At 48.8% G+C, this 24,906-nt stretch carries 26 protein-coding genes; 21 read left to right on the top strand and 5 right to left on the bottom strand.

Annotation, left to right across the window (positions count from 1 at the left end; all coding sequences use genetic code 11):
• Positions 1-62: 62 nt before the first annotated feature.
• The 15 genes from lspA (at position 63) to T488_RS0103220 (ending at position 13,630) form a co-directional block, all read left to right on the top strand.
• On the top strand, positions 63-572 hold the full coding sequence (gene lspA, locus T488_RS0103290; RefSeq protein ID WP_028519563.1) for a signal peptidase II: 510 nt from the start codon (positions 63-65) through the stop codon (positions 570-572).
• Positions 565-1,479 carry an RluA family pseudouridine synthase gene (locus T488_RS0103285; RefSeq protein WP_028519562.1) on the top strand — a complete coding sequence of 305 codons (915 nt, stop codon included), beginning with the start codon at positions 565-567 and terminating at the stop codon, positions 1,477-1,479. The genes lspA and T488_RS0103285 overlap by 8 nt, the downstream gene beginning before the upstream one ends.
• Positions 1,480-1,489: 10 nt before the next feature.
• A complete protein-coding gene (locus tag T488_RS0103280) occupies positions 1,490-2,311 on the top strand; it encodes a Cof-type HAD-IIB family hydrolase (RefSeq protein WP_028519561.1) in 822 nt (273 codons plus the stop codon).
• A gap of 4 nt (positions 2,312-2,315) precedes the next feature.
• Positions 2,316-2,639, top strand: coding sequence for a hypothetical protein (locus tag T488_RS0103275; protein WP_028519560.1), 324 nt, complete (start codon positions 2,316-2,318; stop codon positions 2,637-2,639).
• A gap of 128 nt (positions 2,640-2,767) precedes the next feature.
• Positions 2,768-3,520, top strand: coding sequence for a hypothetical protein (locus T488_RS0103270; protein ID WP_028519559.1), 753 nt, complete (start codon positions 2,768-2,770; stop codon positions 3,518-3,520).
• A gap of 160 nt (positions 3,521-3,680) precedes the next feature.
• On the top strand, positions 3,681-4,520 hold the full coding sequence (locus tag T488_RS0103265; RefSeq protein ID WP_028519558.1) for a transketolase: 840 nt from the start codon (positions 3,681-3,683) through the stop codon (positions 4,518-4,520).
• Positions 4,521-4,524: 4 nt separating this feature from the next.
• Positions 4,525-5,469 (top strand): transketolase family protein, encoded by a 945-nt coding sequence (locus T488_RS0103260; RefSeq protein WP_028519557.1) that lies wholly within the window; start codon positions 4,525-4,527, stop codon positions 5,467-5,469.
• Between the two features lie 612 nt (positions 5,470-6,081).
• Positions 6,082-6,732, top strand: coding sequence for a hypothetical protein (locus tag T488_RS0103255; protein ID WP_028519556.1), 651 nt, complete (start codon positions 6,082-6,084; stop codon positions 6,730-6,732).
• Positions 6,733-6,892: 160 nt separating this feature from the next.
• Entirely contained in the window at positions 6,893-7,645 is a 753-nt protein-coding gene (locus tag T488_RS0103250) for a hypothetical protein (protein ID WP_028519555.1), read from the top strand.
• A gap of 274 nt (positions 7,646-7,919) precedes the next feature.
• Positions 7,920-8,177, top strand: coding sequence for a hypothetical protein (locus T488_RS0103245; RefSeq protein WP_028519554.1), 258 nt, complete (start codon positions 7,920-7,922; stop codon positions 8,175-8,177).
• Positions 8,178-8,472: 295 nt separating this feature from the next.
• Entirely contained in the window at positions 8,473-8,988 is a 516-nt protein-coding gene (rplJ, locus tag T488_RS0103240; RefSeq protein ID WP_028519553.1) for a 50S ribosomal protein L10, read from the top strand.
• Between the two features lie 100 nt (positions 8,989-9,088).
• A complete protein-coding gene (rplL, locus tag T488_RS0103235) occupies positions 9,089-9,463 on the top strand; it encodes a 50S ribosomal protein L7/L12 (RefSeq protein WP_019679085.1) in 375 nt (124 codons plus the stop codon).
• 443 nt (positions 9,464-9,906) lie between these two features.
• A complete protein-coding gene (locus T488_RS18555) occupies positions 9,907-10,653 on the top strand; it encodes a CAP domain-containing protein (protein ID WP_051536231.1) in 747 nt (248 codons plus the stop codon).
• 179 nt (positions 10,654-10,832) lie between these two features.
• Positions 10,833-12,056 carry a leucine-rich repeat protein gene (locus tag T488_RS0103225; protein ID WP_028519552.1) on the top strand — a complete coding sequence of 408 codons (1,224 nt, stop codon included), beginning with the start codon at positions 10,833-10,835 and terminating at the stop codon, positions 12,054-12,056.
• A gap of 137 nt (positions 12,057-12,193) precedes the next feature.
• Positions 12,194-13,630 carry a leucine-rich repeat protein gene (locus tag T488_RS0103220; protein ID WP_028519551.1) on the top strand — a complete coding sequence of 479 codons (1,437 nt, stop codon included), beginning with the start codon at positions 12,194-12,196 and terminating at the stop codon, positions 13,628-13,630.
• A 44-nt stretch (positions 13,631-13,674) separates the two neighbouring features.
• Here T488_RS0103220 and grcA3 read toward each other — a convergent pair whose 3' ends face one another.
• The 4 genes from grcA3 to T488_RS16840 form a co-directional block, all read right to left on the bottom strand.
• Positions 13,675-13,914 (bottom strand): autonomous glycyl radical cofactor GrcA3, encoded by a 240-nt coding sequence (gene grcA3, locus T488_RS0103215; protein ID WP_028519550.1) that lies wholly within the window; start codon positions 13,912-13,914, stop codon positions 13,675-13,677.
• Positions 13,915-13,971: 57 nt separating this feature from the next.
• Positions 13,972-14,187 (bottom strand): hypothetical protein, encoded by a 216-nt coding sequence (locus T488_RS0103210; protein WP_028519549.1) that lies wholly within the window; start codon positions 14,185-14,187, stop codon positions 13,972-13,974.
• Positions 14,184-16,292 carry a formate C-acetyltransferase gene (gene pflB, locus T488_RS0103205; RefSeq protein ID WP_028519548.1) on the bottom strand — a complete coding sequence of 703 codons (2,109 nt, stop codon included), beginning with the start codon at positions 16,290-16,292 and terminating at the stop codon, positions 14,184-14,186. The genes T488_RS0103210 and pflB overlap by 4 nt, the downstream gene beginning before the upstream one ends.
• Before the next feature lie 290 nt (positions 16,293-16,582).
• Positions 16,583-17,791, bottom strand: coding sequence for an AI-2E family transporter (locus T488_RS16840; protein ID WP_051536228.1), 1,209 nt, complete (start codon positions 17,789-17,791; stop codon positions 16,583-16,585).
• 240 nt (positions 17,792-18,031) lie between these two features.
• Between T488_RS16840 and T488_RS0103195 the strand changes: the two genes are divergently transcribed.
• The 3 genes from T488_RS0103195 to T488_RS0103185 all read left to right on the top strand — a co-directional run bounded on the left by T488_RS0103195 (position 18,032) and on the right by T488_RS0103185 (position 21,714).
• Complete coding sequence (locus tag T488_RS0103195; protein WP_028519547.1) at positions 18,032-18,769, top strand: vWA domain-containing protein; 738 nt, start codon at positions 18,032-18,034, stop codon at positions 18,767-18,769.
• Between the two features lie 9 nt (positions 18,770-18,778).
• A complete protein-coding gene (locus T488_RS0103190) occupies positions 18,779-19,816 on the top strand; it encodes a PP2C family serine/threonine-protein phosphatase (protein WP_028519546.1) in 1,038 nt (345 codons plus the stop codon).
• 359 nt (positions 19,817-20,175) lie between these two features.
• Entirely contained in the window at positions 20,176-21,714 is a 1,539-nt protein-coding gene (locus T488_RS0103185; RefSeq protein WP_028519545.1) for a sodium/proline symporter, read from the top strand.
• A gap of 146 nt (positions 21,715-21,860) precedes the next feature.
• On the opposite strand, the gene T488_RS0103175 is transcribed toward T488_RS0103185, so the two are convergent.
• Complete coding sequence (locus T488_RS0103175) at positions 21,861-22,706, bottom strand: hypothetical protein (RefSeq protein ID WP_028519544.1); 846 nt, start codon at positions 22,704-22,706, stop codon at positions 21,861-21,863.
• Between the two features lie 309 nt (positions 22,707-23,015).
• Between T488_RS0103175 and T488_RS0103170 the strand changes: the two genes are divergently transcribed.
• Genes T488_RS0103170 through T488_RS0103160 form a run of 3 tightly spaced genes read left to right on the top strand, consistent with a single transcriptional unit; the run spans position 23,016 to position 24,870 of the window.
• Complete coding sequence (locus T488_RS0103170; RefSeq protein WP_028519543.1) at positions 23,016-23,228, top strand: hypothetical protein; 213 nt, start codon at positions 23,016-23,018, stop codon at positions 23,226-23,228.
• Positions 23,229-23,232: 4 nt separating this feature from the next.
• Positions 23,233-23,526 (top strand): sigma-70 family RNA polymerase sigma factor, encoded by a 294-nt coding sequence (locus T488_RS0103165; RefSeq protein ID WP_028519542.1) that lies wholly within the window; start codon positions 23,233-23,235, stop codon positions 23,524-23,526.
• A 9-nt stretch (positions 23,527-23,535) separates the two neighbouring features.
• A complete protein-coding gene (locus T488_RS0103160) occupies positions 23,536-24,870 on the top strand; it encodes an aminotransferase class I/II-fold pyridoxal phosphate-dependent enzyme (RefSeq protein WP_028519541.1) in 1,335 nt (444 codons plus the stop codon).
• Positions 24,871-24,906 lie beyond the last annotated feature (36 nt).

The raw sequence follows: 24,906 nt of genomic DNA, 5'->3' as shown, positions 1-24,906 counted from the left end.
TAATTATATTGCCTGTCGGCTATCTCGGTCGGCAGGCAGTCTTATTGAAAGGATAAAACAATATGGCAATATTTCTTGCGGTAATGGTCGTGGCTCTCATCGGGGCTGACCAGCTTGTGAAATACTGGGCTGTCCATGAACTGAAGCCTGTGGGCTCAATGGACTTTATCCATATAGGCAGCCGTAAGATCGTGGATCTTACCTATCTCGAAAATGACGGCGCCATATTTGGAAGTATGTCGGGACAGCGCTGGTTCCTCATCGGCTTCACCACCCTTGTGGTCATAGGCTGCGCGATACTGCTTTTCAAGGTATTCCGCCGTTCCAGGCTGCTGGACGTGGCTCTTGCACTGTTCATCGCAGGAGGCATAGGCAACCTCATCGACCGCTTCCGCTATGCGTATGTGGTGGATATGTTCGAGATAAAGCTGTTCCACTTTGCCATATTCAATGTCGCAGATATATGCGTTACCGTGGCATTCGTGCTGCTTCTGTGGTACGCCGTGTTCATCGACCCAAAGCTTGAGAAAAAGAAGAAAGCCGCTGCGGAAAAGGCGGAGACAAATGAGTGAGCAGGCAGTTCTCACGGCTGCTCCCGAGGATAAGGGAAGCCGTATAGACAAGTATATTTCGGACAATATTGCGGAGCTTACACGCTCGGCAGTACAGGGTCTCATCGAAAAGGAGCTGGTTCTCGCCGACGGCAAAGCCGTAAGCAAGAACTACAAGCTCAGAGGCGGCGAGGAGATCGCCGTCACCATTCCCGAGCCGGAGCCCATGGACGCTGTTCCCGAGGACATTCCCCTTGACATCGTCTATGAGGACGATGACCTCCTTGTGGTCAACAAGCCCAAGGGCATGGTGGTACACCCCGCTCACGGCAACTACACGGGGACTCTCGTGAACGCTCTCCTGCATCACTGCGGAGACAGCCTTTCGGGCATAAATGGAGTTATCCGTCCGGGAATAGTCCACCGTATCGACAAGAACACCAGCGGTCTTCTTATCGTCGCAAAGAACGATGCCTCCCACCTTAAACTGGCGGAGCAGATAAAGGTACACAGCTTCACAAGAGAGTACGAGGCAGTGGCCTGCGGATACTTCAAGGACACCGAGGGCACTGTTGACGCTCCCATCGGGCGGCATAAGACCGACCGCAAGAAGATGTGCGTGACCACGGAGAATTCCAGGAATGCGGTCACTCATTACAGCGTCATAAAGCAGTACGGCGGCTACGCCCATGTAAGGCTGAGACTGGAAACGGGAAGGACCCACCAGATAAGGGTACACCTGAGCTATATCGGGCACCCCGTTCTCGGGGACGACGTCTACGGCAAGCCCTATAAGGGGCTGGAGGGACAGTGCCTTCACGCCCGTAAAATAGGCTTTGTACACCCCACAACAGGGGAGTACATGGAGTTTCAGAGCGACCTGCCCGATTACTTCGTTTCGGTGCTGAACAAGCTTGAGAAAATGTAGGAGTGATACTTTGTTTGAAGATATATCGAGAGTTGTGCTGCTCAGCGACATGGACGGCACTCTCCTCAACAGCCGCAAGGAGATAACCGACGCCGACCGCTCTGCCATCGAGCGATTTACGGCGCTGGGAGGACGCTTCACTGTGGCTACGGGACGGACTATCCAGTCCTTTGACCAGTTCCGCAGTATTCTCGGGCTGAAATATCCCATAATCATGTACAACGGAGCGGCTATCCACGATTATATCAGCGGAGAGACCCTCTATACCCACCCCCTCACCCTCCGCGCCAAGGAGTATACGGCGGAGCTTCTGGAGCTCATGCCTCAGGCAGGAGGAGAGGTGCTGAAGACCGAGGGCACCTATGTTTTCAGCAATACGGATTATCAGCAGCTCCACACAAGGCTGTGCGGTATAGTTCCCAACTATGCGGAGCTTGCCGACATCAGCGACGGCGGCTGGCTGAAGGTGCTTTTTTCACTTGCTCCCGAGGACGTGGAGCATATGCAGCTCCTTACAAGGAAGCTGGCTTATGAGGACGTGGATTTTGTGAAGTCCTCGGATATTTTTCTTGAAATGCTCCCTCAGGGCGTGAGCAAGGGCTCCGCTCTGGCGGAATACCGCAGACTGAAAGGCATGGAGGGCTGTACCTTCGTGTCCGTCGGCGACTTCGACAACGATATAGAGATGATAGTCGGAGCCGATGTGGGAGCCTGCCCCGCCAACGCGGAGGACTCCGTAAAGGCAAAGGCAGACCTTGTGCTCTCACGCACCAATGACGAGGGCGCAGTCGCGGAGCTCATAGACTATATAATCGAAAGGTGCAAACAGTAGAACAATGAAAAAGAAGGCGGCAATAAGCATATATGTCATCGGAGTACTTATCGCTCTGGGACTTCTTGCGCTGCTCATATACAGCAGCGTAAGCGGCATCAGCTCGGGAAGCACGGCAAACTTTACCCTCAGCGACATCGCAACGCTGGGACTTGCCATCTGGGCTCTCCCCATGTGGGGAGCAGCACTCTTCCTTATCAAGGCACTGAGGATAAGAGGTACCCTCCACGAAAAGCAGAACAAGATGCTCATAGCATTTCCTGCGGTGGTGTGCACGGGGTTCTTCATCTTCTATATGATAGTGCTGGTGATGATGCTGTTCAGATAGTGAGCAAGAAAAGTCTTGCAATGCGACTTTTTTTGCGCTATAATTATTAAGTGGATAGTGATTAGTTATTAGTGCATAGAGCCAAGCCTTGATTGTCAAGTCATATTGAGAAACAATGGGGTGATTATGTGATAAGCGAAGAAAAACTTAGAGAAGTATTCAGTTCAAATAATGTAATACCTATCCGTTATTTGAACAATGAAAACTGCCGCAGACCATTTGTTTTAGATATAAGCTTGGACGAGTTCGTCGAGTTTATAAAAATCAAAAATGTAGGAATTGTCTTTTATAAATACTTCTTTTATGATTTTGAAAAGTATCTTATTACGGAAGAAACTATTGATTCAATAGATATTGAATTGGATGATGAATTGAAGGCACGGATTGAAAAGTACAATGATGGCATAAGATCTTATGATTTCGATAGACCATATAGATTAACGTGTCTTATAGAGTGCGAAAACTCTTGCTATTCAATTAACATTGAAGAAAAATGGATAGAAGAACAAGAAAGAATTAATGAACCTGAAATCGCGTTGATATCAATGGTTAATTCTTATGGTACTGATGACACAGACGAAATCTATAATCGGTATTTAAGTGAACAGACTGAGAAGTTGAATGCATTGTTAGCCGAATCAAAAAGGAAATTGGTCGAGTTCTTGTTGTCAGATAGTAAGTTCAAAATGTGCACAAATCAATCACTGCGAAATTCTTATGCACTAACTCTTGAAGAAAGCAACCCAGATTTAGTGGCTGCATTTTATAACAAAAATGGTCGTTATGAAGTTCACAGAGCTTATAGTGCGTTTGAAATAGTGTATAAATGCATGAAATCTGGATTGACAGATGTTGATGAGATAGCAAATTATATCGGTTAATACGGGTAATTGCTGATAATTATTCGTCAAGTTACTCGTTTAATAAAAAAGTGGTTAGTAGTTACCTGTTAGCGCATAGCTAAGCACTAACAACTAAAAACTAACAACTGATACAAACTGATCGCGGCAGAAGCCGTTAAATAAAATCATGGAGGTCAATATGGACGCAAAGCTTAAAAAGGAATTGCAGAAAACAGCCTGCAAGGTTAGAATGGGCGTTATCGAGGGAACCTATAACGCTAAGTCGGGTCATCCCGGCGGTTCGCTGTCTATAAGCGATACCCTGACATATCTTTACTTCAACAAGATGAACAACGATCCCAAGAACCCCGACGCTCCCGAAAGAGACCGTCTTGTACTCTCAAAGGGTCATACAGCTCCCGCTCTCTACTCGGTACTGGCTCAGAAGGGCTATTTCCCCGAGGAGGAGCTGAAGTCTCTCCGTCATATCGGTGCTCTCCTTCAGGGTCACCCCTGTATCCATATCCCCGGCGTTGATATGTCCAGCGGATCTCTCGGACAGGGCATCTCCGCAGCCTGCGGCATGGCTCTTGCAGGAAAGATCGACGGCAAGTCATACAAGGTATACACTATCCTCGGCGACGGTGAGATCGAGGAGGGTCAGGTATGGGAGGCTGCTATGTTCGCAGCTCACAAGAAGCTGACTAACCTTGTGGCTATCGTTGACAACAATGGTCTCCAGATCGACGGACCTATCACTGAGGTATGCTCACCCGAGCCTATCACAGATAAGTTCGCAGCATTCGGCTGGCACGTTATCACTATGGACGCTCATGATTTCGATGACATCGACAGAGCCTTCACAGAGGCTGAGTCCGTAAAGGACAAGCCTGTGGCTATCATTCAGAAGTCCGTTAAGGGCAAGGGCGTTTCATTCATGGAAAATCAGGTAGGCTGGCACGGTACAGCTCCCAACAAGGAGCAGTATGACCAGGCTATGTCAGAGCTTAATGCGCAGTTAAAGGAATTGGAGGACTAATATAATGGCAGATGTTATCAAAAAGGCTACCAGAGAAAGCTACGGCGAGGCTCTCAAGGAGCTTGCCGAGGAATATAAGAACCTGATAGTTCTCGATGCAGACCTTGCTGCTGCAACAAAGACAGGAATTTTCAAGAAGGCTTATCCCGACCGCTTCTTTGACTGCGGTATCGCTGAGGCTAACATGATGGGCGTAGCCGCAGGACTTGCTACCTGCGGAAAGATCCCATTCGCAAGCACATTCGCTATGTTCGCAGCAGGCAGAGCTTTTGAAATAGTAAGAAACTCCATCGGCTATCCCCACCTCAACGTAAAGATCGGCGCTACACACGCAGGTATCTCCGTTGGTGAGGACGGTGCTACACATCAGTGCAATGAGGATATTGCTCTCATGAGAACTATCCCCGGCATGACTATCATCAACCCCTGCGACGACGTAGAGGCTAAGGCTGCCGTAAAGGCTGCTCTGGACTTCAACGGTCCCGTTTATATGCGTTTCGGCAGACTTGCTGTGCCCGTTATCAATGACGCTGCAAGCTACAAGTTCGAGCTTGGCAAGGGCGTTGTCATGAAGGACGGCAAGGACGTTACCATCGTTGCAACAGGTCTCATGGTAAACGAGGCTGTAGAGGCTGCAAAGACTCTCGAGGCTGAGGGTATTTCTGCAAGAGTGGTAAATATCCACACTATCAAGCCCCTTGACAAGGAGCTCATCTGCAAGTGCGCTAAGGAGACAGGTCTCATCGTAACAGCTGAGGAGCACAGCGTCATCGGCGGTCTTGGCTCAGCAGTTGCTGAGGCAGTTACAGAGTGCTGTCCCGTTCCCGTTGTAAAGATAGGCGTAAACGACGAGTTCGGTCACTCAGGTCCCGCAGTAGACCTGCTCAAGGAGTTCGGCCTCTCTGCCGAGAACATCGTAAAGACAGTAAAGGCTGCTCTCAAGAAGTAATATCTTAGGCTGCGGCATCAGACGGATAATCATACAGAATTTTTGCCCCTGAGCGTTCAAAAGCTCGGGGGCATTTTATATGTTGGGTTTGCTGAGAAAAATCATAATTTATCGTAATACCTTGCGGCAACTATGAATGGGATTCCAAAGGGACTGTGTTCCTTTGGCAGAGTCCAGAGGCAGCGCCTCTGGCGGGGGTCAAGGGGCAGAGCCCCTTATTACGTCAGGCGCCTCGCAAGGGGTGAATCCCAAAACAGTCCGGTGGACTGTTTTGGGAGAGGGGACGCCTTGTAAGAGAAGGCGTCCCCTGGTTGAGCGGATGATAGTCGCCACTATAATACGAATTTTGTGGGACGTCGAGGACGCCGTCCCCTACATAATGCAAAATTATGATTTATATCAGCTGCCAAAGCACTCCCCGTGTCGAGGAGCAACTGCCCTTTCGCTGATACACGGACGTCTTAGCGCCGCCGCTCGCTCAGCGGCAAATTATGATTTATGTTTTGTACAAAAATAATAATAGTTATTGACAAATCTCACTGAATGATGTATTATATTAATATGTTTACAGCGCAAGCTGAATTATCTTATTTTTTTCAAGGGGGAACTATTATGAAAAAAGATTCACTGGCAGGTCCCATACTCATCGGACTCATACTTATCCTGATGATACCCGGAGCACTCATATTCATGGCGCTCAATTCCATGACTGTCCCAGAGGGCGGAGTGCTTACGGACTGCGTTGTTACGGACTATGTAAGAGTCGGCAACACCAGCGAGGTCAATGTTGACTACGTAAACTCCGAGGGCAAGACTATCAACGCCCGTATCTCCAATGGTATCGGCGGAAAGTCCACATTCGTGGGTGAGCACTATAAGTGCTACGTAAACGAGAGCAATCCCTTCGAGGTATACAGAAAGCCCGATAAGCTGGCGGGTATACTTATGTTTGCAGGTGCTGCTGTTTCTGCTCTCCTGGGTATCATACTCGTCATAAAGATGATGCTGAAGCGCGGCGTTCAGGGCTATCTCATAAAGAACGGCACACAGACCCAGTGCGTTATCACAAACGTGGGCATAAAGGGCGGCGGACGCGACGGCTTTACACAGTGCGTCTGCGACTATCAGTTCACTGACAGCAGGGGACAGCTCCAGACAGGCAAGCATACCTTTCTCCCTAACAAGCGGGTGAGCATAGGTAACTACTTCCCTGTGATGTACGCTGAAAAAGGCGGCAAGGTAGTGTCGGACATAATCGAATAAGAAAAAGCGGCGTGCCCTTAAGAAAGATACTCATATAGAAGTTTTAAGCCATAGTATTTCTGATTTACAGTCAGAAGTACTATGGCGTTTTTATTGACAGTACAGAGATGATGTGCTATAATTGTTACTGACAAAAATCGGAATTACAGGAGAAATGAACATGAAAGTGAAATCAAAGAAGAAAATCATAATATGCTGTTGTATTTCTTTGATACTGCTGGTGTTGCTGGCGGCTGTCTGTTTTTTTCAATTTACGCCTTTAGGCTATCGAATGACAGTTCCATACCGCAGTTCCTTTGAAAAAGCAGCAGATCATATCTATGTGAACAAAAACTATTCCGGTAATATCAAAGATGCGATTCTGCTCACGGAAGAAGCATTGGAACGGGACAGAGCATTTTTCGGAGAATTACAATGCACCGAAACAAATACAACGATCATAATTATCTGCGATGATGATAAGCTCCTTTCAAAGCTCGGCGGAGATCATGATACGCGAACCTCATATGCGAAGAAAAACTACATTTCTGTTTCAGATGAATACCTGAATATCGACATCATAGCACATGAATTAACTCATGCAGAGCTGCATACTCGCCTGAATATGAAAGCCTTGAAAAGTATTCCCACATGGTTTGATGAGGGACTTGCCACGCAAAATGATTTTCGTGAGCAATATGGGCTGGATGCATGGATTGAACAGACTAATAACGGAAAAAACACAGTTCCTCTTGAAGATATGGATACAGGTTCTGAATTTTATGCAGATCCTATAGAGGACAGGCGTTTCCGCTATCTGAATGCGAAACATGAAGTCAGCGAATGGATGGAGATTCATGGTCAGAAAGGATTGCTGGAATTACTGGATAAGCTGAACAGTGGTGAGGAGTTTGATACCGCTTATTTCAAATAAATTCTGATTTAGCTTAGCAACATAAATATGCACAATGCCCCTGAGTGCTTTGTAACACTCAGGGGCAAAACTTCTATATAGGTATCTGTCTTATGGGTATGCCGCTTTTTATGCCATATAGTCTTCTTTTTCCCTTTCACTCCGTTTTTCAGCCTTTTCACTCCCGAATTATTGAGGAAAGACGGCTCGTGAGTATAATAGAGAATGTAAGGTAAATACAGCAAAAAAGCTGTAGAAACTACAAAAATCTCTATTACGAAAGGAAAAGAAGAAAATGAAAAACGTAATCAAAAAGGTAACAGCACTCGCAATGGCATTCACACTCCTCGGAGCAGGCGGTACAGTAGCAGCTAACTCCAAGTCATTTACAAACAGCGGTACAGCTATCACAGCAAACGCTGCAAGCGTTCACAATATGAGATACATCGGCACAAGGACCGAAGTAAGAAACCGCACAGTATACATCTACCGTGTATACGAGTGCTCATGCGGTGCTCAGTACAGAGAGCTCTTCCAGCAGCACTCCTGCTGATAACAGAACCCAAAGTATCCCGAAGGCTCCCGACATCCAGGTCGGGAGCTTTTTTTGTATACTTCCGAAAAAATCCGCAAAAGCCCTTGACAAAGTAAAAATAGTGTGGTATAATAATCAAGCTGTGAAAAACAGCATCGTATTCTAAAGACAGCTGGCAGAGCGAAAGCTCAGTAAGTCCCGCCGAGGAATAGCAATTGATAGAAGTATCATTGTCCATTCTGCGCTGTCGGAATGGGCGTTTTTTATTGCTCTCTGAATACGATCATAATTCATTCGGAGGTGAATACACACTATGCCAAGCAATGCAGTACTCGAAGCTAAGAAGGCAAAGGTCGAGAAGCTCACCGAGATCATCAAGAACTCTGTTTCAGGCGTTCTCGTTGATTACAAGGGTATCACCGTTGAGGAGGATACCAAGCTCAGAAAGGAGCTCCGTGAGGCCGGCGTCAACTACTTCGTAGAGAAGAACACAATGCTTCTCCGTGCTTTCAAGGAATGCGGTATCGAGGGCTTTGAAGAGTCTCTCAACGGCACAACTGCTCTCGCTGTTTCCAACGACGATCAGACTGCTCCCGCAAGAATCCTCGGTAAGTTCGCTGAGAATGCAGGCGACGACAAGTTCAATCTCAAGGCTGGCTACGTTGAGGGTGAGGTTTACGATCAGGCTGGAGTTGTTGCTCTTTCCAAGATCCCTTCAAAGGATACCCTTCTCGCACAGCTCGTTGGCTCTCTGCAGGGTCCCCTTCAGAAGCTGGCAGCTACACTCAACGCTGTTGCAGACAAGAAGAAGGAAGAGGAAGCTGCTTGATAGCTGCCTGAACCTTCACAACACATTTGCGGAGATATGCTCCGCGGCTTAAATCAAAACGCCCACAAGGGCAAATATTATTAAAAAGGAGATTATTATCATGGCTTCTGAGAAGATCACAAAATTTGTTGAAGATATCAAGACTCTTTCAGTTCTCGAGCTTTCTGAGCTTGTAGACGCAATCCAGGAGGAATTCGGTGTAACAGCTGCTATCGCTGCTGCTCCTGCTGCTGGCGGTGCTGCAGGCGGCGCTGCTGCTGCTAAGACAGAGTTCGACGTAATCCTTGCTTCCTTCGGTGACGCTAAGATGGCTGTTATCAAGGTTGCTAAGGAAGTTCTCGGTCTTGGCCTTAAGGAGGCTAAGGAAGTAGTTGAGGCTGCTCCTAAGGCTATCAAGGAAGGCGTTTCTGAGGCTGAGGCTAACGAGCTCAAGGCTAAGTTTGAAGAGGCTGGCGCTACAATCGAGATCAAGTAATTATATTACTTTGATGTTTTCAGACTGGGACCGTACCTTCTGGTGCGGTCCTTTGTCTATTGTGCTCAGTGTTGTTGCTGCTCTTTGTGGAAAATACTTCAAAATTCGCAGAATTGTTGACTTGCACAGTGCTATATGCTATAATGAATGCAAAGCATTCATTATAAATTATCAAAATGCCCTTGCAGATACGCAGATCGGAGATCTGCTCCCTGCAATCGGGCAATTATAGCATAACGCTTCGCTTTTATGCTATAATGAATGCAAAGCATTCATTATAAACTATCAAAAAGCCCTTGCAGATACGCAGATCAGAGATCTGCTCCCTGCAATCGGGCGATTATAGCATAACGCTTCGCTTATATTCTATAATATGTTCAGATATCGTTTTACTAAGTTTTTGTTTACGGCAGTTTTCTGCCGCGGCAAAAGGAGGTTTTAGTATGAAAAAGATGATCGCTCTGCTCAGCGCTGCTGTCATGGCTGTTGCTGCAACAGCTCAGATGAGAGCCTATGCAGTTTCAACCGAACTGGCGGCAATACCTGTGACCAACAGAACGGTCACAGCAAGGGACACATCAGGCTATATCGCCGAGGTCGTCCGCCTTGTTAATCAGGAGAGAAGTAAGAGAGGTCTCGGCGAGCTGAAAATGTTCCCAAGGCTTAGCCGGGCTGCCGCTATCAGAGCTGATGAGATCACCGTAAGCATGGGCCATGCCCGTCCCGACGGAAGCGGCATAACTGCTTTATTCAGCCAGCTGGGTATCAAATGGAGCAGTATCGGCGAAAATCTCGCCAAAGGACAGACTACTCCCGAGATGGTGGTGAACGGCTGGATGAATTCTGAAGACCATAGAGATAGTATTCTAAAACCGGAGTACAAGTACATAGGAGTCGGTGTTGCAGAGTCCGATGGAAAGCTTCACTGGGCACAGCTATTCATAGATACCACAGTGGCTCATCCCGAGGCTATCTCAGCAAAGGACAGCGGCGATGTAAACGGCGATTCAAAGGTGAATGCGGTGGACGCTTCTCTGGTGCTGGCGGACTATGCTGCCACGGGCTCGGGAAAGCCTTCGACCTTCAGTGCTGTACAGCGGACAAAAGCCGATGTCAACGGCGACGAGGCTGTGAATGCGGTGGACGCTTCTCAGATACTGTCTGTCTATGCGAAGAATTCTACCAGATAATCTATGAAATGTAAAGCCATAGCCGCCTCGCGCAGCCGCGAAGGTGCTGTGGCTTTTTTTGTTGCAATCAGCAGCCTGTTCTGTTATAATATAATGTAAGCTCAACACCGCCGTAAGGCGGCTGTTGCCGCAACATTAATATAATTGCTTGACAGCCAATATTTTTAAGGAGGTAAATCATGAAACTCAACAAACTCATATCAGCAGCTCTTGCTCTGGCTATATGCGGTATTTCAGGCGTTTCGCCTGTGAGCACTGCGCCCTGGGCAGGGGAGCAAAGCGTTTGCGCGGCAGAGAGCTCCCGCGTGACAAAGGACGGAATGACATTTGAAGTAGATGACACATCAGCGAAACTCCTTTACGGCGACGATGACCTCTCGGGAGACATCCGTATCCCCGCCGCAGTGGACGGTAAGCCCGTGACAGTCATTGGTGACTCGGCTTTTTCCGGTCTCAAGGGCATAACCTCTGTGGTCATAGAGGAGGGAATACAGGTCATTGACCCCTGCGCCTTCTATGACTGCAATTACCTTGAAACTGTGACACTGCCCTCAACTCTTACGGAGATAAACGAAAGTGCCTTTGAGGACACAGGTCTCACGGAAGTGACGGTGCCCGAAAATGTTGAATATATCGGCATGACTGCTTTCAAGCTCAAATACAATATCGCCAATATCACCGGCAGAAAAAGCCTTACGGTGACAGTGCTCAATCCCGAGTGCGAGCTGGAGATGATGTGCTTTGCTGCAAATACCATAATCGCAGGCTATGCAGGCTCCACCGCACAGAGCTTTGCCTCTGTTTACGGCTATAAGTTCAAGGTCATAGGCGAGACCGCCCTGACTACCACAACTACAACGACACCGACTACTACGACCACAACAACTACTGCTCCACCTGAGACTACAACTACCACCACCAAGGCGACGACTACCACCACCAAGGCAACGACCACTACCACCAAGGCGACGACTACCACTACCAAGGCAACAACTACCACCAAGGCGACGACTACCACTACCAAGGCGACGACCACTACCACCAAGGCAACGACCACTACCACCAAGGCGACAACTACCACAACTACTAAGGCGACAACTACCACAACTACTAAGGCGACAACGACTACTGCCAAGCCCGTTACTACCACTACTACCGCTCCCGTATCAGGGGGCAAAAAGGGTGACACCAACTGCGACGGCAAGGTGGAGCTGGCAGACGCCATACTCATTATGCAGGCTCTTGCAAATCCCGATAAATACGGCGAAAAGGGCTCAGACTCCAAGCACTTGAAGACTCAGGGCAAGGTAAACGGAGACGTTGACAAGTCCACAGAGGGTCTGACCTCAAATGATGCCCTGAAAATACAGGAATTCCTGCTCGGAAAGATAAGCTCATTATAACATATAAAGCGCATCGGATAACATTTTGGTGCGCTTTTTAACTAATTCAAAGAAAAAATGTGATTATCAAAAAATCATATGATATAATATGATTGTCTTATAAGACAAGATATAGGTATTTTTAAGGAGGAATAACTATGAAATTCAAAAGGATCATCGCTGCTGTAATGGCAGTTGCCATAGTCGGGGTAAACTATGGCACATCAGGCTATCAGTATGGCTCGGGCAGCTCTGCCTTTGCCGCAGAGGACACAGCCGCAGACACTACAGCTGCGGAAAAAGCAGAACAGGTCGAGGTAGACGGCATGACCTTTAAGGCTGTCGAGGGAGGCTATTCCCTTGTGAAGATAGCAAGCTCCACAAAAGACCTTGTTATCCCCGATGAGGTCAACGGTTATCCTGTTGTCTCGGTAAGAGAAGATCTCAGCATGGATTCAAAGCATATGGACGACATCGAATCTGTAAAGCTCGGAAAAAATGTCAGGATCATAAATGACCATGCGTTTACTGATTGCAGCAAACTGACCTCTTTGGAACTGAATGATGTGCTTGAATATGTAGGAGAGTGCGCATTCACTAATGCGCTTATAGAAACTCCTCTTGCTTTCCCTGAGACTATAAAAACAATAGGTGACAATGCTTTTTCCAGGTCTCAGAGGATCCCGAGTGTTACTATCCCAAACCCTCATTGCGTTCTCGGAGAGGGGTTCGTTAAGATGACGAGTATTATCGGCTACAAGGGCTCGACTGCTGAGAAATATGTCAATAACTCACAGAAAATGCATCTTACTTTTTGTGATATAGATAACGAGAATACTCCCCGTGATAATTTTGAGAAGGACGGATTATTCTATACAGTTGACAACGGCGGATATTGTCTGGATAATATCCGGAGCGATATGACCGATCTGTTGATCCCCGATGAGGTCAACGGCTATCCTGTTGTCTCGGTAGCAAAGAATCTCAGCATGAATTCAAAGTATATGGACAGCATCGAATCCGTAAAGCTTGGTAAAAATGTCAGGATCATAGGTGAAGGTGCATTTCAGTGTGCTAAACTGGCATCGATCGAACTCAACGATGAGCTGGAATGGATAGATGATCATGCATTTGTCAGCAGTAATCAGATTTCAGAGCTGGTGATACCTTCAAATGTCAGCCATATAGGTGATGGGGCATTTACTTTTGGTAGTATTTCAAAGGTAACAGTGCTTTCTCCTGACTGTGTTCTGGGGAAAAGCTGTTTATACGCACAGGAGATAGTCGGCTACAAGAGCTCAACTGCTGAGGCTTATGCCGAGGCAAATAGGATCAAGTTCACTGCTCTTGAGGGTGAGTCTCTGAAAAAGGGTGACACCAACTGCGACGGCAAGGTGGAGCTGGCAGACGCCATACTCATTATGCAGGTCCTTTCTAATCCCGACAGATACGGTGAGAACGGCTCAGACTCCAAGCACCTGAAGACTCAGGGCAAGATAAACGGAGACGTTGACAAGTCCACCGAGGGACTCACAGGCGGCGATGCCCTGAAAATACAGGAATTTCTCCTTGGCAAGAGAGGCTCTCTTGAATAATAAAAAGAGGCTGTACCATAGCGGTACAGCCTTTTTGTGTGTATTTACAGAGCAGAGTGGAAGGTTCTTGAAATAACGTCGTCCTGCTGCTCCTTGGTGAGCTTGACGAAGTTTACTGCATAGCCCGAAACTCTTACGGTGAGCTGAGGGTATTTCTCAGGGTGAGCCTGAGCGTCAAGGAGAGTCTCTCTTGTGAAGACGTTCACGTTGAGGTGGTGACCGCCTTTTTCAACGTAGCCGTCGAGAAGCTCGATAAGGTTATCTACCTGTTTCTGATTATCCATAATTGACCTCCTGTTATATCATTATGTGTGAGGGGCGCCGGTAACGGCGTCCCTTTGTTATTCGTCGTCTTCGGGTTCAAGCTCGGTGGGCTGACAGCAGGCACCCTTTGTGCCGCACACATCGGTGCTTTTTACGGTATCCACCTTGAGACCGCTGCCGCTTTCCTCCGAGACTATATTCACATGACCGCTGCCCTGTTCCATGAGCTGGTCGATAAGGTCGGCAAGCTCTGACGGGTCGTCGGTCTTACCAAGCATATCAGGCGTTATCATTTGTCCTCTCCTCTGAGCTTGTCGAGATCCAGGTCTCCTGCAAACACCTCCATATCCTTGCCGAGAGCGTCGGGGACAATAGAGAAGGTATTGGAGATACCGTCCTGAGCGTGTCTGAAGGGGAGCTTGGCAACTGATGAAAGTGAGGCAACAGCGCCGTGGGTGTCTCTGCCGTGCATGGGGTTAGCGCCGGGAGCCAGCGGAACGCCCTGCTTTCTGCCGTCGGGAGTGTTGCCTGTCTTCTTGCCGTATACAACATTTGAAGTAATAGTGAGGATAGACATTGTGGGAACACTGTCGCGGTAGGTGTGGTGCTTTCTTACGCAGTCCATGAACTTGCGGACAACAGTGACAGCCAGCTTGTCAACACGGTCATCGTTGTTGCCGTACTTGGGGAAGTCTCCCTCGATCTCGTAATCAACGACAACGTTCTTTGCAACGCCTGTTACATTGCCTGCCTTGTCCTTTATTTCAATATCCTTGCGGATCGGCTTTACCTTGGCGTACTTGATAGCCGAGAGAGAGTCTGCAACAACTGAGAGACCTGCGATACCTGTTGCGAAATAGCGCTTTACATCTCTGTCGTGGAGAGCCATCTGGAGTCTCTCATAGCTGTACTTATCGTGCATATAGTGGATAACGTTGAGGGTGTTGACATAGAGACCTGCCAGCCACTCCATCATATCCATGTACTTCTCCCATACATCGTCGAAGTCGAGGTATTCGCCGTCAACGGGTCTGTACTTGGGGCCTACCTGAAGTCCGAGGCGCTCGTCCACACCGCCGTTTATAGCGTAGAGCAGGCACTTTGCAAGGTTTGCTCGTGCGCCGAAGAACTGCATTTCCTTGCCCACTACCATTGAAGATACGCAGCAGGCGATAGCGTAGTCATCACCGTGGATAACACGCATCATATCGTCGTTCTCGTACTGGATGGACGATGTTCTGATGGAAATCTTTGCACAGTATTCCTTGAACTTTCTCGGGAGTTTTGTGGACCAGAGAATGGTCATGTTGGGCTCGGGAGCAGTTCCCAGATTTTCAAGAGTATGGAGGTAACGGAAGCTGTTCTTTGTTACCATATGATTACCGTCAACGCTTACGCCGCCGATGGACTCTGTGATCCATGTGGGGTCGCCCGAGAACAGTGAATTGTACTCGGGAGTACGGGCGAACTTGACGATACGGAGCTTCATGATGAAGTGGTCGATGAGCTCCTGAGCCTGCTCCTCGGTGAGTACGCCGCGGTCAAGGTCACGCTGGATAAAGATGTCCAGGAATGTGGAAGTCCTTCCCAGTGACATAGCCGCACCGTTCTGCTCCTTTACGGCAGCAAGATAGCCGAAGTAGAGCCACTGAACGGCTTCCTTGGCGTTTGCGGCAGGTCTTGAGATATCATAGCCGTATATCTCGCCCAGCTTTTTAAGCTCCTGGAGAGCTCTTACCTGCTCTGCGAGCTCCTCGCGGAGACGGATATTCTTTGAAGTCATTCTGACGAGTGAGGTCTCGATCTGGTGCTTCTTGTCCTCGATAAGGAGGTCAACGCCGTAGAGAGCCACACGGCGGTAGTCGCCGATGATACGTCCTCTGCCGTAGGCGTCAGGGAGACCTGTGAGTATAGCCGAGTGGCGAGCCAGTCGCATCTCGGGGGTATAGGCGTCGAAAACGCCCTGATTGTGAGTTTTTCTGTACTTGGTGAAGATCTCGACTACCTCGGGGTCTACCTCGTAGCCGTACTCCTTGCAAGCCTGCTGAGCCATTCTGATACCGCCGAAGGGCTGGAGAGAACGCTTGAAGGGCTTGTCTGTCTGGAGGCCTACGATCTGCTCAAGATCCTTATTGAGATAGCCTGCACCGTGGGATGTAATTGTAGAAACGATCTTGGTGTCCATATCCAGGACTCCGCCTGCTTCTCTTTCCTGACGGGTGAGATCCATGACCTGATCCCAGAGCTGTTTTGTAGCTTCCGTGGGGCCTGCGAGGAAGCTTTCATCGCCTTCATAAGGAGTGTAATTCTTCTTGATGAAGTCTCTAACGTTTACGGAAGTGGTGCTCCAGCGGCCTTCTTTGAAGCCGTCCCATTCCTTTGGCCATGTATTGATCATAACACATTACTCCTTTGATTTTATTGTCTAAGGTAATATTACCACATTGTTTAATTTTTGTCAATCTCCGTATTAACCGCGGGCAACGGAAAAAAGCCCGTTTTCGTTTTATCAGATTACAAAGTCTGTCCGAGGTGAAAAAACTGCCGAATAACTTCTACGGTATTTTGAAGTTTTTCGGCAGCTGCTTGAACGGTGAGTATCAAAAAAATATGAACTTGTTTGGCTTATTTGTGCATTTGACAGATTTTGCTGACGTACCCGGCTAATGATCTGAGGACGTCTGAATATTACTTTTTCTTAGCGGCTTCTTTTGCAGGCTTCTTTGACTTTTTTGAAGGCTTCGGCTTTTTTTCTTCCTCATCGGGAGGTGATATGCCAAGCTCCGCTTCCTTTTCCTCCAGCTTTACGAATGCCAGCTTATACAGTGTAGCCGCCAGGGGCACGCCCAGTATCATGCCGAGGACTCCGAAGAGACCGCCGCCCACTGTTACAGCAGCAAGGGTCCATATGCTCGGCAGACCGACGGTGCCGCCAACTACCTTGGGGTAGATGATATTGCCCTCGAACTGCTGGAGTATCAGCAGGAAGATCACGAATATAAGTGCCTGCATGGGGCTCTCGGTGAGGATTATGAATGCGCTTATGCCTGCGCCAAGGAAGGCTCCGACAATGGGGATAAAGGCTGTGACTCCCACAAGAGTGCCGGACATAGCGGCGTAGGGGAGCTTCAGAACCTTCATGCCGATGAAGCAGAGAGTTCCCAGGATTATCGCCTCTACGAACTGTCCGATGAAGAAGCTCTGGAAGGTCTCGTTGGCAGTTTTGAGCACTCTGCCCAGCTTTCTGTTGGTATCATCGCTGAACCACAGCCGTCTCAGGCGGCTGCTGTCCTTTATGAGCTTATCCTTCCTGAGAAGAAGGTATACAGCGAAGATAAGTCCCAGAACAAGGTTTGTGACCGCAGAGGTCAGCCCTCCTATTATGCCCACGGCGGAGCTGAGTATTCCCGCGACTCCCGAAGTGAGCAGCTTTGAAGCCTTCTCCGCGATATTTGCCCAGTCAAATTCCACCGTGCTTATCTGCTCCTGTATCTCGGGGTACTCCTTGAGCTTCCCGAGGATGAAGTCCTTGGACTTGGTGAAGGCAGGCGGTATCTCGTCATACAGCACCCCGAATGCCGAGGCTATCTCGGGGACGACTATATACATTATCAGTATGATCACGGCGATGGTTATTGCGAATGAAGCTGCCAGACACACAGGGCGCCTTGACTTTGTCACCAGCTTTGAGCTGCTTTTGGGAAAGTAATGCTTCTCGAAGAAGTTCATGATGATATTGAAGATATATGCTATCATCAGCCCCATGACAAGTGGCTTGAGGGCTCCCAGCACTACTGACAGGAAATTTACGAACACTGCAAAATTCTGGCTTATGACGCATACAGCGATAGCCAGGAATGCGATGAAAATATAGCGTTTGATCTCTCTTTTTTCCATAATGAGCCGAAAAACGGCAAGTTCCCTCCGATCATATCTCTGTGATTTTATTATACATTATATGATCGGATATGTCACCACTGTAAATGTTAAATTTATGTGAACATTTGGTACTTGACCGCCGCTTGTATTCGTGGTATAATGTATGTGATTATACTGATCACAATAAGGCGGCGCTCACGGGGAAATACAGCCCTGCGCAGCTTCTGCCGCAACAATAAATGAACGGAGGATAAAATCATGCCGGGTTTAGACGATTACGCACCTGCTGTCAGAAAGGTCATGACACTTTTCTATGTCATCGACACTTCCGGAAGTATGCAGGGCAGCAAGATAGGACAGGTGGAGTCAGCTCTTGAGGAGGTAATGCAGACATTGCAGGAGATAAGCGACGAGAGCGATGACGCCGAGATAAAAATAGCCGTTCTGGAGTTCTCCACAGGAGCTTCATGGGTCACACCCGAGCCTGTTTCTCCCGAGGGCTACCGCTTCAAGACCTTTGAAGCCTGCGGCGTTACCGACTTAGGCGCTGCCTGCAAGGAGCTGGACAAGAAGCTCTCACGAAATGAATTCCTTCAGACCGCGGCAGGCGCATATCCGCCTGTAATACTCCTTTTCAGTGACGGTGGTCCCACGGATAACTGGGAGAGCGGACTTGACGCCCTCAAGAAGAATAACTGGTTCAAGCGTTCCATCAAGATCGCATTCGCTATAGGCGACGACTGCGACAAGGACGTTCTGGCGCGCTTCTCGGGAAGCTCCGAGACCGTTCTGGACGTAAAGAACAAGGATCAGCTGAGACTTATGATAGAAAAGGCAAGCGTTATCACCAGCGTGTTCGCAAGTCATTCAAGCACTGTTGACAGCGATACAGACCCCGTTGAGATCTCAAAGAAGCTTGCAGAGGACGTTCAGACCCAGACAAATGACGCTCTCAGCGACGCCAATACTGCTGACTGGGACGAAGCGGACTGGTAAGGTGAGCCTATGGAGAAATTAACTTCCTTTGCTCAGACGCGCGTCGGCGCTTCGCATCTCAGCAGGGATATAGTATGTCAGGACAGCTCTCTCTGCGAGGATCACGAGAGCTACTCCTTCGCGGCAGCGGCGGACGGTCACGGAAGTCCCTGCTATCTGCGCACGGAGAGAGGCTCGAAATTCGCGGTGGAGTGCGCTGCGGAGTGCGTGGCGGAGTTCCTGGACAGCCTTGAGGACGCTGCGGAGGTGCTTGCAGATGAGCGTCAGCGTCAGCCGCTTTTTAATCAGCTCTGGCGAAGCATCATTGCAAGATGGCACGAAAGGACAGAAAAGGATTTTGCGGACGAGCCCTTCACCGAGGAGGAGCTGGACCGTATCCCCGATAAATTCGCCCATTACCGCGAAAGATACGCACAGGGCGACTATATAAGCGCATACGGCACAACTCTGCTGTTTGCGGCTGTTACCGAGGACTATGCCTTCGGCGCTCAGATAGGCGACGGCAAGTGTGTTGTCATCGACGGTGACAGCAACGTTACCGCTCCCATACCCGAGGACCCGCGGTGCTACGAGAACGTTACCACATCAATGTGTCAGGACGATGCGGCTCTCTCCGCAAGGTTCTTCTACCTTAATAAGGGAATGCTGCCTGCGGCGGTATTTCTCTGCACAGACGGCGTTGAGAATTCCTACTGGAACGAGGAGCAGCTCTTCGGCTTCTTCCGCGGACTGGCTCTGACTATGGTGGAAAACGGCATGGAGGAGGGCGTCCGTCAGCTGGGCGAGTTCCTTCCCGCAATGACCAAGAAGGGCAGCGGCGATGACGTTACCTGCTCGGGTATTATCGCTATGAGCAAGCTCAGCTCCTGTTCGGACGGTATCCGTGAGGACTTGGCGGCAGCAGCTCCTGTTGTGGAGGAGCCCGTGCCCGAGAATATAGTCTACGATGACGAGGCTTCACAGCAGGTAGTCACAGATGTTATGCCTGTTGAGACCGATACGCCCGTGGAGGCTCCCGATGAGCCTGAGTCGGCTGAGCAGCCCTGACGCTGTGTCTATATAGAAAATCTGCCCTGAAGCGTTTAAAGCGCTTCGGGGCTTTTTGATTTAGTTGAGAGTTGAAAGTGGAGAGTTGAGAGTTAAAGTGTTCGCTTCACTTATATTATTCAGATCCTGTCGCCGAAGGCGACACCTCAACTGTCAACTCTAAACTCTGAACTCTCAACTTCCAAAACCTGTCACGGTGCACAAATCGGGACGGCTTTTTTTGTGAGTTATGACGTGGGAGGGCTCCGAAAAGACGGAAAATAAGCACAAAAACAGCTTCCCCATATTGACTAAGCTCTGAAATTGTTCTATAATAAAAGTTAGCTATTACCCCAAAAATCTACAAAAAGGAGTAAGTCATGAACACAACAGACATCATCATTCTTGGAACGATAATCGCCTACCTTGTGGGTATGGTACTGGTGGGTATCGGCTTTTCAAGAAAAAACGAAAACGTCGGGGACTTCTACCTGGGCGGACGTAAGCTGGGACCGCTGGTAACTGCCATGAGCGCAGAGGCTTCCGATATGAGCAGCTGGCTCCTCATGGGTCTCCCCGGAGTCGCTTACCTCACAGGCGGAGCTGAGGCAGGCTGGACCGCTATCGGTCTTGCCGTCGGTACATACCTCAACTGGCTCATCGTCGCAAAAAGGCTGAGAGTTTACAGCCAGCACTGCGGCGCTATCACAATCCCCGATTTCTTCTCTCAGCGCTATAAGGACAAGAGCAAGATACTCATGGGCGTTTCCGCGCTTATAATCCTCATCTTCTTCGTGCCCTATACCGCTTCGGGCTTCTCAGCCTGCGGAAAGCTTTTCAGCTCCCTCTTTGGCTGGGACTATCACATTGCTATGATAGTCAGCGCGATAATCATCATTTCCTACACCTGCACAGGCGGCTTCCTTGCAGCAAGTACCACTGACCTTATCCAGAGTATCGTTATGACTGTGGCACTTATCAGTATCGTCATCTTCGGTATCAACTCCGCAGGGGGCTTCGACAATGTCATCGACAATGCTGAGTCCATAAAGGGCTACTTCTCACTGAGCCATATCCACAATGTGGAGACAGGCGGCGCTGACAAGTATAACGCACTGACCATAGCTTCTCTCCTTGCGTGGGGACTCGGATACTTCGGTATGCCTCATATCCTCCTCCGCTTTATGGCTATCAAGGACAAGAACAAGATAAAGACCTCCAGAAGGATAGCTTCCGTATGGGTAGTTATCTCAATGGCTATCGCTATCTTCATCGGATTTATCGGCAACGCACTCAGCAAGAGCGGCAAGCTTGAGGCTCTCGACGGAAGCAACTCCGAGAAGGTAATAATCAAGATCGCACAGTACATGAGCGAGCACCACGCAGGACTTGCCGTCATCGCAGGTCTGGTATTCGCAGGTATCCTCGCCTGCACCATGTCCACCTCTGACTCACAGCTCCTTGCAGCTTCCTCCTCGATGTCGGAGAACATACTCAAGGGCGTATTCAATGTGAAGATGAGCGACAAGGTGTCAATGCTCACTGCAAGAATAGTTCTTCTCGTTATCGCGGTTCTCGGCGTAGCCCTTGCATGGGACGCTGACAGCTCCGTATTCAGAGTAGTTTCATTCGCGTGGGCAGGCTTCGGCGCTACATTCGGACCCGTTATGCTGACAGCTCTTTTCTGGAAGCGTTCCAACAAGTGGGGCGCTATGGCAGGACTCATTGTCGGTGCGGTAATGGTATTCGTATGGAAGTTCGCAATAGCTCCCATGGGCGGCGTACTTGCCATATATGAGCTTCTTCCCGCATTCGTATGCGCACTGGCTGCAATAATCATCGTATCTCTCGTCACAAAGGCTCCTGAAAAGGAGATAACAGCGGAGTACGACGAGGTAACAGCAGGAATTAACAAGTAAGACTAAAGGCGGACAATGTCCGCCTTTTTCTTATGCTTTTTCAGCAACCATTTCATCGAGATAGGTCAATTGTTCAATCATGCATAATTCTTCATCTGTCAGTTTATCAACATATTCTCCGTTTAATATCATATTTACTACTCCTTTTACTTAACATACATAGAAAAAAATTCATCTATTGAATAATCATTTTGAGTTCTTTTACCTTTTAAATGCTCGCTTTGTAATACATTCTTCTTGAGAGAGTCAAAAAGGAAATCATAATATCCTTTATAATTATCAGTATTATATAAATCAGCTATTTCACCATATGTTATTTTAGTAACATCGTATTGTTGCAAAATGTTTATTCTATGATCTCCACTTAATTTATGCTCATAAAGCCATTTTGCATAATTAACAGCAAATTCTTCCACCTGATCTGCATTGCAAATGTCTTCATTTACAAATATAATGTCAGAAACGCCAAGTTTCCACTGGAAATCCCCATCTACCACCTCATTTTTCTTAATATTGCAGGCGTTGACTTTGAAAAATGCAATGACCTGATCCGAATCAAAATAATCCTTCATAAAGTCGTTTGCCATTTCCTCTGCATAGTCAACTATCGACCTTTCACTGTAATCGTCGGTAAAACCGTCCTTTGTTGCCTTGACTGTAACGGTGTTTCTGCCGTAATCATTGCCTAATAAGCGCGGGTAAGCATACAGCGTTTCCGTCTGATTTGCCGCAGGCTCAAGGTATCCCGCATAGATAAACTCCTCATTGTACTTTTCGTTAAGGTAGGTTATCATCTCGTAGATGCGCTGAATTGAGCGGAGTTGAGCGTCTGTCAGCTGGTCGGCTTCCGTGGGAAGCCCCTCTGCCGCAAGAACTTCTTTCTGCCAGTCGTTGAGTACAGGCTTGCTGTTTTTTGTGGTGTGCGGACTGCCGCAGGAGAATAGTCCGAGTGTGAGAGCTGCGGCGGTGATGAGTAAGAATGTTCTTTTCATGGAATCCCTCCTTTTTACTATATTATATCAAGGACAGCGGCAGCTGACAAGATGACGGATATAACTAAAAAAGTGACTGTTGTCACTTGTCGTATTTTGTCGGACGAAAAATAATTTTGAGTACCCTCTTGACAAATCAGAACAGATGTTCTATAATATGATTACAAGGAATAGAACAATAGTTCGCAAAGCTATCTTAACATTGCCTGCGTTATTTCTGACGCCGTTTCCGCTTGCGGCGTGAAAGCGCAAGGGTGCAGCCTTAGCTGCTTCGTGCTTCTTTATTTCATTTTTAAGGGGGCAATTTTCATGACAGAACTTATCAGCAACTACACTCACAGCCGCGCGCTGGTCAGACAGCGTATCACCGAGCTCTCACAGCTTCGCAGAAAGCTTCTCCAATGCGGAGACAGCCGCAGGGCTCAGGAGCTTGACCTTGACAGGCGCATACGCCTGCTCTATGAGGAGCATGGGGAGCTCCAGCAGGTCATCGCACACCTTACCTCGTACAGGAGGGGATAAGGCTGTGGCAAAACGTGATACCTACTCAGACTCATTCACAGGCGAAGCCGACAGAAGCATAAGACTTATCCTCGGTCTCGATGACGACGAGGACGGGTCAAGGGTACGCCGTGTGATGTTAAAAATTATTAATAATGAGCTTACCCCGAGACAAAAAGAGATAATTATGCTATACTATTTCAAGGACATGGATACTGTTGCTATCGGAAAAAAGCTTGGAGTGTCTTCTCAGGCGGTCTGCGCAGTCATGTCCCGTGCAAGGCTGAAGCTGTTCAGATTCTTGCAGTACTATATTTGAGGTGCTTTTATGGAAACTCCTGTTTATGACTTTCTTGTTGATTATGCGGAGAAAAACGGTCTCCGCGCACATATGCCGGGACACAAGGGGAAGGCTCCCGACGAAAGACTTTCTGAGCTTTTCAGGCTGGATATTACCGAAATTGCAGGGGCGGACAGTCTCTTTGAGGCTGAGGGCATCATCGCCCAAAGCGAGAGAAATACTGCCGCTCTCTACGGCAGCGCAGCCTCGGCTTTTTCCGCAGGCGGCTCCACTCTTTGTATACAGGCTATGCTCGCCATTATGAAGATGGAGGGGAGGCGTATTATCGCTGCAAGGAACGTTCACCGCGCTTTCCTCAATGCTGCTGCACTGCTGGGACTTGATGTGGATTGGGTGCTCCCTCGCTACAGCGGCGGTATCCTGTCGGGGGAGCTTGCCCTGTCCGATGTGGAGGAGGCTCTTGCGGCTTCGGATAAGCCAGCCTGCTTTTACGTCACCTCTCCCGATTACACGGGCAGACTTGCGGATATTGCAGGACTTGCGGAGGTCTGCCGCCGACACGGTGCAAGGCTCATAGTGGACGGCGCTCACGGTGCTCATCTTGCCTTTTTTGAGAAAAATATTCACCCCATAGCTCTGGGTGCGGATATGTGCTGCGATTCTTTTCACAAGATGCTGCCTGCTCTTACGGGAGCGGCTGTGCTCCATACCTCCCGTGAGGAGTATGCTCCGCTGCTGAAGCAGGCAATGAGTCTGTTCGGCTCCACCAGTCCGTCCTATCTTATAATGGCTTCCCTGGACCTGTGCAATCGCTATATCGCTGAGAATATCCGCAGTGACATAGCGGCGGCTCTGCCTGAGATAGCGGAGCTGAAAGGCAGCTTCGCGGGAAGGCTCCTCTTTGCGGAGGGAGACCCCTTCCACATTACAGTGAGAGCTGCCGAGAGCGGCTTTTGCGGCACAGAACTGGCAGACCTTCTTCGCAGCAGCGGCGTGGAGTGTGAATACGCCGACGATGAACTCCTTATACTGCTTCTGGCTCCTTCTGGTGACATCGGCGACTTACGGCGGCTTCGCACCGCGCTGGAGGGCGCGGTGGCGGGAGCTTCTTCCCGGGAAAAGAGCAGCCGAAGTCTCAACGTGAAGCTCCCGCGGATGGCTTGCACCATCCGCGAAGCCGCCTTCTCTGCTTCGGAGGAGATAACTGTGGAGGAGGCAGAGGGCAGGATATGTGCCTCGGTGAAGGTGCCCTGTCCGCCTGCGGTGCCCATAGCGGTCAGCGGCGAGGTCATCGACAGGGATTGCATTGAGATATTCCGCCAATACGGTATAAAGACCGTTCTTGTGGTCATGGAGCGATAGGGTATTGCAATTTCAAGGCTTATGTGGTAAAATGAG

This window comes from Ruminococcus flavefaciens ND2009, assembly GCF_000621785.1.
GTDB classification, from domain to species: domain Bacteria; phylum Bacillota; class Clostridia; order Oscillospirales; family Ruminococcaceae; genus Ruminococcus; species Ruminococcus flavefaciens_C.
Note: the sequence above shows the minus strand (reverse complement) of the source record. Positions and strands in the feature narration are given on the sequence as shown.